Below are 11,958 nucleotides of genomic sequence, written 5' to 3'. Positions count from 1 at the left end.
CCGGCTGCGTCACAGATCGAGGGGCCAGGCCGGGTGCAGCTGGATGACGCCGCCGCTGGCCATCGGATGCCGCGACGCCAGCTCGACGGCTTCTTCGATCGTCTCGCACTCGAGCACGTCGAAGCCGCCGATGAGCTCGTAGGCCTCGGCGAACGGGCCGTCGCTGACGATGACCTCGCCCTTGCGGCGACGGATGGTCTTGGCCTCGCCGCCGGGGCGCAGACGATCGCCCTCCGTCGCGCGGCCGGCCCCGTAGGACTCCTCGACCCACTGCTCGATCGTGACCGGAGCCTCGTCGGCGTCGGTGAGAGTGGGGTCGGCGAGCACCAGCATGAGAAAACGCATCGTTGTTCCTTCCGTTATGGGTGACGTTACGTGAAGGCGTCGAACGGCACCGGACGGAATCGACATCCGCTCACGACGTGAGCGCGAGCAGCATACGCACGGAGGGGGCGGATGCCGTCCGGCACCCGCCCCCTCCTCGTACTCCGGGACTAGTCGTTCTCGACGAGGAACCGGCTGTATGCCCCCAGGGTCAGGAACGTCGGGAACTCCGCACCCAGCGCGACATCGCGGAACACCTCCGCGGCGTCGTCGAAGCGGTCACCGTCGCGTCGCTCCACCTCGCCGAGCACCTGCGTGATGAGGCCCTCGATGTAGCCGCGCGTGATCGGGGTGCCGTCCTCGATCTCGCGGTCCTGATGGATCCACTGCCACACCTGGGAGCGGCTGATCTCGGCGGTCGCGGCATCCTCCATGAGGTTGTCGATCGCCACCGCACCGAGGCCGCGCAGCCACGCCTCGATGTAGCGGATCGCGACGGAGACGTTGCCGTGCACACCCGCGGCCGTGATGGGCAGGCCGATGTGGCAGTCCAGCAGCTGCTCGGGGCGCACCGACACCTCCGGGCGCTGCCGGTCGACCTGGTTCGGCCGGTCGCCGAGCACCGCATCGAACTCGGCCTGCGCGACCGGGATGAGGTCGGGGTGGGCCACCCATGTGCCGTCGAAGCCGTCGCCGGCCTCGCGCTTCTTGTCCGCCGCGACCTTCTCGAACGCCTGGCGGGTGACCTCGGGGTCGCGCCGGTTCGGGATGAACGCGCTCATGCCGCCGATCGCGAAGGCGCCGCGCTTGTGGCACGTCTGCACGAGCAGCTCGGTGTAGGCCCGCATGAACGGCACGGTCATCGTCACCTGGCTGCGGTCGGGCAGCACGAAGCGTGCGCCGCGGCCGCGGTAGTTCTTGATCATCGAGAAGATGTAGTCCCACCGCCCGGCGTTCAGGCCCGCGCAGTGGTCGCGGAGCTCGAAGAGGATCTCCTCCATCTCGAACGCGGCGGGGAGGGTCTCGATGAGCACCGTCGCGCGGATCGTCCCGTGCGGGATGCCGACGTACTCCTCGCTGAAGCTGAACACGTCGTCCCACAGCTTGGCCTCTTCGGCGGACTCGATCTTCGGGATGTAGAAGTACGGCCCGCGTCCGTTCGCGATCAGCTGCTGCGCGTTGTGGAAGAAGTACAGCCCGAAGTCGACGAGCGAACCGGATGCCGAGGCGGCGCGGCCGTTGCGGTCGGTGAACCGGATGTGGCTCTCCAGCAGGTGCCAGCCGCGCGGACGCATGACGATGGTCGGGGTCTGCGCCGCCGTGACGGAGTAGACCTTCCCCTCCGGGCTCGTGAAGCTGAGCTCCCCGCGGATCGCGTCGCGCAGCGACAGCTGCCCCTCGATGACGTTCCGCCAGGTGGGGCTCGTGGCGTCCTCCTGGTCGGCGAGCCACACCTTCGCACCGGAGTTCAGCGCGTTGATGGTCATCTTCGGGTCGGTCGGGCCGGTGATCTCGACGCGGCGGTCTTCGAGGCCGGGACCGGCGCCGGCGACCCGCCAGTCGGCATCCTCCCGGATGTGGGCCGTGTCGTCGCGGAAGCGCGGATCGTGCCCGTTGCCGATCTCGAAGCGGCGGCGCATGCGATCGGCGAGCCGGTCGTGCCGGCGGCCGGCGAACCGGTCGTGCAGCGCGGCGAGGAAAGCGAGCGCGTCGGGGGTGAGGATCTCGTCGTAGCGGTCCCGCAGGGGACCGGTGATCGTGATCTCGGGGATGCGGATGGGTGTCGTGGTGGGCGCGATGCCCGTGGCGGTGGGAGTCATTGCCCTGTCTTCCTGTGCGTGGGTGACGGTGCTGTCACTTGGAGAGATGTGGATGCGCAGTTCAGTGGAACTGCTGCGCCTCGGTCGATCCGACCAGGGCGAGCGTGGCGCTGTCGGGGTTGAGCGCCGTCGAGACGAAGTCGAAGTAGCCGGTTCCGGCCTCGCGCTGGTGCTTCGTGGCGGTGTAGCCGCGGGCCTCGGACGCGAACTCGGCCTCCTGGAGCTCGACGTAGGCGCTCATGGCGCGTTCGGCGTAGCCCTTGGCGAGGTCGAACATCGAGTAGTTCAGGGCGTGGAAGCCGGCCAGTGTGATGAACTGGAACTTGTAGCCCAGGTCCGCGAGCTCCTGCTGGAAGCTCGCGATCTGCTCGTCGTCGAGGTGGCGCTTCCAGTTGAAGCTCGGCGAGCAGTTGTAGGCCAGGAGCTTACCGGGGAACTGCGCGTGGATCGCCTTCGCGAAGTCACGGGCCAGCTCGATGTCGGGCTCGCCGGTCTCGACCCAGATGAGGTCGGCGTACGGGGCGAACGCGAGTCCGCGGCTGATGACCGATTCCAGACCCGGCCGCACGCGGTAGAAGCCCTCGCTCGTGCGCTCACCGGTCGTGAACTCCTGGTCGCGCGGGTCGACGTCGCTCGTGAGCAGGTCGGCGGCCAGCGCGTCGGTGCGGGCGATGATGATGGTCGGGACGTCGGCGACGTCGGCCGCCAGCCGGGCCGCGTTGAGCGTGCGGATGTGCTGCTGGGTCGGGACGAGCACCTTGCCGCCGAGGTGGCCGCACTTCTTCTCGCTCGCGAGCTGGTCCTCCCAGTGGATGCCGGCGGCGCCGGAGGCGATGAGCGACTGCGCGAGCTCGTACGCGTTCAGGGGTCCCCCGAACCCGGCCTCCGCGTCGGCGACGATGGGCGCCAGCCAGTCCTGCGTGAGGGTGCCCTCGGCGTGCTCGATCTGGTCCTGGCGGATGAGGGCGTTGTTGATGCGGCGGACGACGGCCGGCACCGAGTTGGCGGGGTACAGGCTCTGGTCGGGGTAGGTCTGCCCGGCGAGGTTCCCGTCGGCGGCGACCTGCCAGCCGGAGAGGTAGATGGCCTTCAGGCCTGCCCGCACCTGTTGCACGGCCTGGCCGCCCGTGTAGGCGCCCAGGGCCCGGATGTAGTCCTCGGTGTGCAGGAGGTTCCACAGGTTCTCCGCGCCGCGGCGGGCCAGCGTGTTCTCCTCGCGGACCGACCCCCGGAGGCGGATGACGTCCTCCGCCGTGTACGTGCGCTCGACGCCGTCCCAGCGGGGATCGGTGTCCCAGATCTCCTGCAGCTCGGCGGCGGTCTGCGTCTGGTCGCCGGCGCGGAGCGGCGGCTGACCGGGGGTGGCCTGGATCGTCATGTCGGTTCTCCTTCGTCGGGTGCCGGTTCCTCCGGCGGGGTGGTGTGGATCCACTCTGCGTGAACTTTCGGCAGTGACTTGACGGATCGAGCTGTGAAGATTGCAGGATCTTCTGTTCTTGTGACACACTTCCGGACATGACGATCGTGGAAGACGCCCCCGTCGAGCCGGACACGGCCGACGCGCTCACTATCGGCCGCCGCATCCGCCAGCTGCGGACGGCGCGCGGGATGACGCTCGACGACCTCGCCGCGGCGGTCGATCGTGCGCCCAGTCAGCTGTCGATGATCGAGACCGGGAAGCGCGAGCCGCGCTTGACCCTCCTGCGGACGATCGCGCGCGCTCTCGGCACGACGATCGACGCGCTCCTGGAGGCGGAACCCCTCGACGAACGCGCGACGCTGGAGATCGCGCTCGAGCGCGCCATGAAGGGGCAGACGTTCCGGGCGCTGGGCATCGAGCCCTTCCGCATCGGCAAGTCCGTACCGAACGAGGCGCTGCAGGCCCTGCTCGCCCTGCAGGGCGAGGTGGAGCGGCTCAACGATGAGCGGTCGGCGACGCCCGAGGAGGCCCGGCGCGCCAACGTCGAGCTGCGTCACCTCATGCGCCGGCAGGACAACCACTTCGCGGAGCTCGAAACCCAGGCCCGCAGCATCCTGGACGCCGTCGACCACCCCGGCGGGCCGCTGACCCAGCGCACCGCATCGGACATCGCGGCGCATCTGGGGTTCTCACTGCACTACGTGCCCGACCTGCCGCCGTCCACCCGCAGCGTCGTCGACCTGAAGAACGGCCGCCTGTACCTCTCCAGCACCGTCCCGGCCAAGGGCGACTCGCGCACCGCCGTGCTGCAGGCGCTCTCCAGCCGCATCCTCGGGCATGCGGAGCCGCGCTCCTACGCGGAGTTCCTCCGTCAACGGGTGGAGACGAACTACCTCACGGGCGCCCTGCTGATCCCGGAGGACCACGCGGTGGCGTTCCTGCAGGATGCCAAGTCCCGCCGGGCGATCTCCATCGAAGACCTCCGCGACGCGTACTCGGTCTCGTACGAGACGGCGGCGCACCGGTTCACGAACCTCGCGACGCAGCACCTGGACATCCCCGTGCACTTCCTCAAGGTGCACGAGTCCGGCACCATCACGAAGGCGTACGAGAACGACGACGTGAACTTCCCCTCCGACCGGCTCGGCTCCATCGAGGGCCAGATGTGCTGCCGGAGGTGGACGAGCCGCGTCGTCTTCGACATCCCGGACAAGTTCAACCCGTACTACCAGTACACCGACACCGGCAACGGGACCTACTGGTGCACGGCGCGGGTCGAGCCCTCCAGCGAGGGCGCACACTCGGTGTCGGTCGGCGTGCGGTTCGAGGACACGAAGTGGTTCATCGGGCGGGACAGCCCGAACCGGGGGATCTCCCGGCACTCCGTCGAGGTGTGCTGCCGCCGTGCCCCGGCCGAGCTCGAGGGCCAGTGGCGCGACCAGGCGTGGCCGAACGTCCGCACGCCGCGGACGCTGCTCGCGACGCTCCCGAGCGGCGCCTTCCCGGGCGTGGACACGACCGACCTGTACGAGTTCCTCGACGGCCACGCGCCGCGCGGCTGAACCGTCGCTACGGGCCCGCGTGGCTCGGGCCCGCGTCCAACGCGAATGCCGTCCACAGCTCGGCGCGGACCGCGAAGGATGACAGGTCGCGGCCGAGCAGGGTCTCGGCCTGCGCGAGGCGCGCGCGGACGGTGTGCCGGTGGACCCCCAGCTCCCGCGCCGCGCGCTCGTGCGAGCACTCCGCATCCAGCCATCCCCGGACGGTGCGCGTGAGGTCGGACCCGGTGCGGGCATCGTGGGCGCGCAGCGGCCCGAGGAGCGCCGCCGCGGCTGCGCGCGGGCCCGGTCCGGCCAGGGCCGGCAGGATGCCCCGGTCGATGAGCTCACCGAAGTGCGTGACGGGCTCCGTACCCCGCTCGCGCGCCACCCGCGCCGCCACGACGGCTTCCGCCATCGCCGCGTACCGCGTCGGCGCGGAGACGCCGACGCGCGTGCCGACGCGCGCCGCGAACTCGTCGAGGAGATCGCGCGCGCCGGCCGGGACGATGAGCAGGACGCCGTCCTCGACGCCGCCCGCGAACAGCGCCCCGCGGGCCTCCGCCGAGCGCGCGTCCACCCATTCCCACGCCGCACGGGCAGGGGCCGGCAGCGCGGCGACGGCGACGAGCACCGGCTCCGCGGGCAGCGCCATGCCCGTCTCGCGGAGCGTCCGTCCCGCGAGTGCGCCCTGCCCCGCGACCAGCAGCTGGGCGATGCCGCGGTGGAGGGCCCGCCGCGCCCGCTCGACGCTCTCCTGCTGCTCGAGGGCCAGCCCGATCGTGGCGACCGCGGCGGTGACGACGCCGCGGGCTTCATGGTCGAGTCCGCCGGCGGCGAGCGCGACCGCGCCCCGGAGATGGCCGCCGCGCCCGAGCGTCTGCACCGTGAAGTCGGTGCCGCCGATGCGGACGGCGGCGCCGGCACGCGCGCCGCGGCGGAGCATGCCGGCCACCTCCTCGCGGAGGGCGGCCGCGGTCTCGGGCTCCAGGGGGCCGGCGTGCTCCCGCGTGACGGTGCCGGAGGCGTCGAACAGCCCGGCCCACGTGCCGAGCTGACGACCGAGCTCGACCAGGGTCGATTCGACCCCGCCGGCGCGCAGCGCGGCAAGGGAGAGCGCCCGCTGCGCCGACAGGGCCCAGCTGCGGCGCGCGTACGCCTGCGCCGCGATCGCCTCCGCGTTGGCGCGGGCCACGGCGATGAACGGCGTCCGATACGGGACTTCGAACAGCGGCATCCGCACGGCCCGGCACGCGTCCACGAGGGCGGGCGGGATGCCGTCGCGGACGACTTCGGTGCCGAAGCCGAGGCCGCGGACCCCGCGCGCATCGAGGCGTGCCACGTACTCCACGTACGGCGCCGGATCCTCCGCGGCACCGGCACCGCCGGACACGAACTGGGTCCCCGTCGTCAGGAGGATGAGGTCGTCGGCGAGGAACGGCGTCGGATCGGCGAGGTCGGAGCCGTGCACCCAGCGGATCGTGCGATCCAGGGCCTCCGGGTCCAGCTCCGCTTCGGGCAGCGCGAGCCGCAGGCGCAGGTCACGGCGGCGCAGCAATTCGCGAAGAGTGGGCTCCGGCTCGGCCACGGACATGGCACCTCCCTGTACGTGATGTACATCCTGTCGTCTCGAAATGTACCGGACGGCCACTGTGGTGGCCGCCACGGCGGGCATACGCTCCCCGCATGAGCCTCACCGACACCTCTCTCGCCGGCGGCCCCTCTCTTCTGCAGGAGCGCCGCATTCAGACCGCCATCCCGGGACCGCGGTCCCAGGAGCTGCTCGACCGCAAGGCGGCCGCCGTCGCGGCGGGTGTCGGCCACACGGTGCCGATCGAGGCCGTCGCCGCCGGGGGCGGCGTCGTCGTCGACGCCGACGGCAACTCGCTCATCGACCTCGGCGCCGGCATCGCGGTCACGACCGTCGGCAACGCCCACCCCGCGGTCGTCGCCGCCGTGCAGGAGCAGGTGGCCCGCTTCACCCACACGTGCTTCATGATCTCGCCGTACGAGTCCTACGTCGCCGTCGCCGAGGCCCTCAACCGCCTGACGCCCGGCGACCACGCCAAGAAGAGCGCACTGTTCAACTCCGGCGCCGAGGCCGTCGAGAACGCCGTCAAGATCGCCCGCAAGCACACCGGCCGCCAGGCCGTCGTCGCGTTCGACCACGCCTACCACGGGCGCACCAACATGACGATGGCCCTCACCGCCAAGGCCATGCCGTACAAGAGCGGCTTCGGGCCCTTCGCCTCCGAGATCTACCGCGTTCCGGCCTCCTACCCCTACCGCGACGGGCTCACCGGCGCGGAGGCCGCGGCCAAGGCCATCTCGACGATCGAGAAGCAGATCGGCGCCGACAACCTCGCCGCCGTGATCATCGAGCCCATCCAGGGCGAAGGCGGATTCATCGTCCCCGCCGAGGGCTTCCTGCCGGCCGTCGTCGACTGGTGCCGTGACAACGGCGTCGTGTTCATCGCGGACGAGGTGCAGACCGGCTTCGCCCGCACCGGGGCCATGTTCGCCAGCGAGCTGTTCGGGATCGTGCCCGACCTCATCACGACCGCCAAGGGCATCGCGGGGGGCATGCCTCTCGCCGCCGTCACCGGGCGCTCCGAGATCATGGACGCCTCGCACAGCGGAGGGCTCGGCGGCACGTACGGCGGCAACCCCGTCGCGTGCGCCGCGGCGCTGGCCTCCATCGACGCGTACGAGAACGAAGGGCTGCTGGAGCGGGCGCAGGAGATCGGCACGATCCTCCGCACCCGTCTCGAGTCGCTGCAGGCCGGTGACCCGCGCATCGGCGACGTCCGCGGTCACGGCGCGATGATCGCCGCCGAGTTCGTCGACCCCGCGACGAAGGCGCCGGATGCCGCCCTGACCTCCGCTATCGCGAAGGCGTGCATCGCGGAGGGCGTCATCGTCCTCACCTGCGGCACCTACGGCAACGTCATCCGGTTCCTCCCGCCCCTCGCGATCGGCGACGACCTTCTGCATGAAGGTCTGGATGTCGTCGCCGCCGTCCTCACCGCGCAGTGACGTCCGAGACGTCGCAGAAGGAGAAGTCATGAATGAGATCACCCGGGACGTCGTCATCGTCGGGGCCGGTGCCGCCGGCCTCACCGCCGCGAACCAGCTGCGCAAGGCAGGCCTCTCCGTCGCGGTCCTCGAAGCGCGTGACCGCGTCGGCGGTCGCCTGTGGACCGACACGATCGAGGGCGCCATGCTCGAGATCGGCGGCCAGTGGGTCTCGCCCGACCAGGACGCGCTCATCGAGACGGTCGCGGACCTGGGCCTGGAGACCTTCAGCCGGTACCGCGAGGGCGACAGCGTCTACATCGGTCCCGACGGAACCGTCTCCCGCTTCACCGGTGACGTCTTCCCGGTGAGCGCGGAGACCGAAGCCGTCATCACCGAGATCACGGAGCGCCTGGACGCCATGGTGGCCGAGATCGACCCCGATCGCCCGTGGGCGCACCCGCGGGCGGAGGAGTGGGACCGGGTCTCCTGGGATGCCTGGCTGCGCGCGCAGACCGACGACGACGAGGCGGTGCGCAACCTCGCGTTCGCGACCGGGTCGGCCATGCTCACGAAGCCCACGCACGCGTTCTCGCTCCTGCAGTCGCTCCTCATGGCGGCCAGCGCCGGCAGCTACTCGAACCTCGTGGACGCGGACTTCATCCTCGACAAACGCGTCGTCGGCGGCCTCCAGCAGGTGCCGCTCCTTCTTGCGGAGCGCCTCGGCGACGACGTCTTCCTGAACGAGCCGGTGCGCACGATGGAGTGGTCGGATGCCGGGGTCACGGCCATCGCCGACGGCATGACGGTGCGCGCCCGCCACGGGATCCTGGCGCTCGCGCCCGTGCTCTACAACCGGATCTCGTTCGTCCCCGCCCTGCCCCGCCTCCAGCACCAGATGCACCAGCACCTCTCGATGGGGTTCGTGATCAAGGTGCACGCGGTCTACGACCGCCCGTTCTGGCGCGAGCAGGGCCTGTCCGGCACGGCGTTCAGCCCCTACGAGCTGTCGCACGAGGCCTACGACAACACCAACCACGGCGACGAACGAGGGACCCTCGTCGGCTTCGTCTCAGACCGGAACGCCGACGACGTGTTCCGGGTCTCCGCCGAGGAGCGCCGTGAGCGCATCCTCGAATCGCTCTCCCACTACTACGGGCCGGAGGCGAAGAACCCCGTCGTGTACTACGAGAGCGACTGGGGTGCGGAGGAGTGGACCCGCGGCGCGTACGCCGCGAGCTTCGATCTGGGCGGGCTCTCCCGCTACGGCGCAGACCTGCGCACCCCCGTCGGACCCGTCCACTTCGCCTGCAGCGATCTGGCCGGCGCGGGATACCAGCACGTCGACGGCGCGATCCGCATGGGTCGACTCGTCGCCGACACCATCCTCGAGGAGGTCCGCGCGTGAGCGCACCTGTCATCGTCGGCTATACCGCCACCAAACCCGGGCGCGACGCCCTCGCCTTCGGCGCACGTCTGGCCGCAGCCAGCGCCGCGCCGCTGCACGTCGCCATCATCCTCCCGTCCGAGGGGCGCAGCGTCATCACACCCCCGGACGCCTCCTACGACCGGCACCTGCGTGCCCAGGCGGGGGAGTGGCTGGACGCCGCCGAGGCGCTCCTGCCGGAGGGGACTCCCGTCACGCGGCAGATCCGCGCCGCGGAGTCGTTCGCGGAGGGGCTGATCGATCTCGCCGATGAGATCGGCGCGTCGCACATCGTCGTCGGAGCCGCCGACGGCGGGGCACGCGGCCGGCACCGCCTGGGGTCGACCACGACTGAACTGCTGCACTCCTCGGACGTGCCCGTCGTGCTCGTGCCGCGCGGCACCCGCAAGCTCGCCGCCGACACCCCGCTCGGTCGGCTGACCGTCGCCATCGGCACCCGACCCGGGGCCGACGCCCTCATCGAGGAGACCGTCGCGCTCGCCGACGCCACGGGAGCCTCCGTGCGGCTCCTCTCCCTCCTCCCCGTCGACCTGCCCGCGACGGCCGACACGGCCGCGATCCGCACGGCCGGCTCGACCGCCGCCTCCGACGTCCTCGCCGCCGCGCGCGCCGAACTGCCCGACCGGCTGGGCGCGGAGGTCGTCGTCGCCGAGGGTGACAGCATCGAGGACGCCGTGCGCGGCCTCGACTGGCAGCCCGGCGAGGTCCTCCTCGTCGGCTCGAGCCGCCTCGCCCGGCCGCGGCGCCTGTTCCTGGGCTCCACGGCGGCCAAGATGCTCCACGAAGTCCCGGTGCCGATGATCGTCGTGCCCCGCACCCGCACCCAGGAAGGAGAACAGCGATGAGCGCACCCGAAGCAGCACCGCTGGCCCCCACCGCCGAGCCGACCGGCGGACTGTCGAACAAGGGCCTGAGCGCCGGCACCGTCGGCCTCCTCGGCGCCGTCGTCATCGGCATCTCGTGCATCGCCCCGGCCTACACCTTCACGGCGGCGGTCGGCCCCACGGCATCCGTCGTCGGCGCGCAGGTTCCCGCGATCATCCTCATCGGCTTCATCCCGATGCTGCTGGTGGCGTTCGGCTACCGCGAGCTGAACAACCGGATGCCGGATGCCGGCACGTCGTTCACGTGGGCCGCGCGCGCCTTCGGACCGTGGGTCGGGTGGATGGCCGGCTGGGGGCTCGTCGTCGCCACGATCCTCGTGCTCTCCAACCTCGCCGGCGTCGCCGTGGACTTCCTCTTCCTGCTGATCTCGCAGATCACCGGGAACCCCGACATCGCGAACCTCGCGACGAACACCTTCATCAACATCGCGGTGTGCCTGCTCTTCATGCTCGGAGCGACATACATCTCGTACCGTGACATGCAGACCACCCAGAAGCTGCAGTACGTGCTCGTCACGTTCCAGGTCGCGGTGCTGCTGATCTTCGCCGTCGCGGCGATCGTGCAGGCCGTGAGCGGCAACGGATTCGACTACACCCCGTTCGACTTCAACTGGTTCAACCCGTTCGCGGTGCCCTCCTTCAGCGCGTTCGCGGCGGGGCTCTCGCTGTCGATCTTCATCTTCTGGGGCTGGGACGTCACGCTCACGATGAACGAGGAGACGAAGGACCCCGAGCGCACGCCCGGGCGGGCCGCGACCGTCACGGTCCTCACGATCGTGTCGCTGTACCTGCTGCTCGCCGTCGCCATGATCATGTTCGCCGGCGTCGGGACGGGGGAGCTGGGCCTCGGCAACGAGGACATCCAGGGCAACGTGTTCTTCTTCCTCTCCGACCCCGTGCTCGGCCCGCTCGCGTTCCTCGTGTCGCTCGCGGTGCTCACGAGCTCCGCCTCGTCGCTGCAGTCCACGTTCGTCGGGCCGGCCCGGACGCTGCTCGCGATGGGACACTACGGGGCCCTGCCGCCCGCGTACGCGAAGGTCAGCCCGCGGTTCTTCACGCCCGGGTACGCGACGATCGTCTCGGCGATCGTGGCATCCGCCTTCTACGCCGTCATGCGCGTCGTCAGCGAGAACACGCTGTGGGACACGATCCTCACGCTCGGCATGATGATCTGCTTCTACTACGGCATCACGGCGTTCGCGTGCGTCTGGTACTTCCGCAAGCAGTGGTTCGACTCGACGCGGAACGTGTTCTTCACGTTCCTCTTCCCGCTCATCGGCGGCGTCATCCTCCTCGTCCTGTTCGTGACGACGCTCATCGACTCGATGGACCCGGCGTACGGCTCCGGTGCCGAGGTCGGCGGGGTGGGCATCGTGTTCATCCTCGGGATGGCGATCATCGTCATCGGCGTCATCGTGATGATCTGGCAGGCGATCCGGCGACCGGCGTTCTTCCGCGGCGAGACCCTCGCCATGGATGCCCCGCCCAGCCGCCGCCGGAAGGGCTGAGC

General features: G+C 70.8%; 9 protein-coding genes. 5 read left to right on the top strand and 4 right to left on the bottom strand.

The features are described from left to right. Positions 1–9 precede the first annotated feature (9 nt). The 3 genes from MSA03_RS10395 to aceA form a co-directional block, all read right to left on the bottom strand. Positions 10–345 (bottom strand): YciI family protein, encoded by a 336-nt coding sequence (locus MSA03_RS10395; RefSeq protein ID WP_028494827.1) that lies wholly within the window; start codon positions 343–345, stop codon positions 10–12. Positions 346–494: 149 nt separating this feature from the next. Then, on the bottom strand, positions 495–2,144 hold the full coding sequence (gene aceB / locus MSA03_RS10390; RefSeq protein WP_147050929.1) for a malate synthase A: 1,650 nt from the start codon (positions 2,142–2,144) through the stop codon (positions 495–497). Positions 2,145–2,205: 61 nt separating this feature from the next. Beyond that, positions 2,206–3,522: an isocitrate lyase gene (aceA, locus tag MSA03_RS10385; RefSeq protein ID WP_028494829.1), complete on the bottom strand. Its 1,317-nt coding sequence runs from the start codon at positions 3,520–3,522 to the stop codon at positions 2,206–2,208. A gap of 137 nt (positions 3,523–3,659) precedes the next feature. On the opposite strand from aceA, the gene MSA03_RS10380 reads away from it, so the two are divergent. Next, positions 3,660–5,126, top strand: a complete 1,467-nt coding sequence (locus tag MSA03_RS10380; RefSeq protein ID WP_147050928.1) for a helix-turn-helix transcriptional regulator — start codon at positions 3,660–3,662, stop codon at positions 5,124–5,126. A 7-nt stretch (positions 5,127–5,133) separates the two neighbouring features. On the opposite strand, the gene MSA03_RS10375 is transcribed toward MSA03_RS10380, so the two are convergent. After that, positions 5,134–6,696: a PucR family transcriptional regulator gene (locus MSA03_RS10375; RefSeq protein WP_147050927.1), complete on the bottom strand. Its 1,563-nt coding sequence runs from the start codon at positions 6,694–6,696 to the stop codon at positions 5,134–5,136. Positions 6,697–6,788: 92 nt separating this feature from the next. Between MSA03_RS10375 and gabT the strand changes: the two genes are divergently transcribed. The 4 genes from gabT to MSA03_RS10355 are packed head-to-tail and all read left to right on the top strand — an operon-like array spanning position 6,789 to position 11,956. Continuing rightward, positions 6,789–8,138 carry a 4-aminobutyrate--2-oxoglutarate transaminase gene (gene gabT / locus MSA03_RS10370; RefSeq protein ID WP_147050926.1) on the top strand — a complete coding sequence of 450 codons (1,350 nt, stop codon included), beginning with the start codon at positions 6,789–6,791 and terminating at the stop codon, positions 8,136–8,138. Between the two features lie 28 nt (positions 8,139–8,166). Continuing rightward, positions 8,167–9,525 carry a flavin monoamine oxidase family protein gene (locus MSA03_RS10365; protein ID WP_028494832.1) on the top strand — a complete coding sequence of 453 codons (1,359 nt, stop codon included), beginning with the start codon at positions 8,167–8,169 and terminating at the stop codon, positions 9,523–9,525. Further along, the gene (locus tag MSA03_RS10360) at positions 9,522–10,409 is read left to right on the top strand and encodes a universal stress protein (RefSeq protein WP_147050925.1); all 888 of its coding nucleotides are present in this window, start codon (positions 9,522–9,524) and stop codon (positions 10,407–10,409) included. Before MSA03_RS10365 ends, MSA03_RS10360 begins: the two co-directional genes overlap by 4 nt. Continuing rightward, complete coding sequence (locus MSA03_RS10355) at positions 10,406–11,956, top strand: APC family permease (protein ID WP_147050924.1); 1,551 nt, start codon at positions 10,406–10,408, stop codon at positions 11,954–11,956. Before MSA03_RS10360 ends, MSA03_RS10355 begins: the two co-directional genes overlap by 4 nt. Positions 11,957–11,958: the final 2 nt, after the last annotated feature.

Source organism: Microbacterium saccharophilum (assembly GCF_007992455.1).
Classification (GTDB): Bacteria; Actinomycetota; Actinomycetes; order Actinomycetales; family Microbacteriaceae; genus Microbacterium; species Microbacterium saccharophilum.
This window is presented reverse-complemented; position numbering and strand designations above follow the sequence as displayed.

What these genes read in the sequence shown, in the direction of transcription:
- MSA03_RS10395 (WP_028494827.1), bottom strand. Translation starts at nt 345, where the DNA reads ATGCGTTTTCTCATGCTGGTGCTCGCCGACCCCACTCTCACCGACGCC.
- aceB (WP_147050929.1), bottom strand. Translation starts at nt 2,144, where the DNA reads ATGACTCCCACCGCCACGGGCATCGCGCCCACCACGACACCCATCCGC.
- aceA (WP_028494829.1), bottom strand. Translation starts at nt 3,522, where the DNA reads ATGACGATCCAGGCCACCCCCGGTCAGCCGCCGCTCCGCGCCGGCGAC.
- MSA03_RS10380 (WP_147050928.1), top strand. Translation starts at nt 3,660, where the DNA reads ATGACGATCGTGGAAGACGCCCCCGTCGAGCCGGACACGGCCGACGCG.
- MSA03_RS10375 (WP_147050927.1), bottom strand. Translation starts at nt 6,696, where the DNA reads ATGTCCGTGGCCGAGCCGGAGCCCACTCTTCGCGAATTGCTGCGCCGC.
- gabT (WP_147050926.1), top strand. Translation starts at nt 6,789, where the DNA reads ATGAGCCTCACCGACACCTCTCTCGCCGGCGGCCCCTCTCTTCTGCAG.
- MSA03_RS10365 (WP_028494832.1), top strand. Translation starts at nt 8,167, where the DNA reads ATGAATGAGATCACCCGGGACGTCGTCATCGTCGGGGCCGGTGCCGCC.
- MSA03_RS10355 (WP_147050924.1), top strand. Translation starts at nt 10,406, where the DNA reads ATGAGCGCACCCGAAGCAGCACCGCTGGCCCCCACCGCCGAGCCGACC.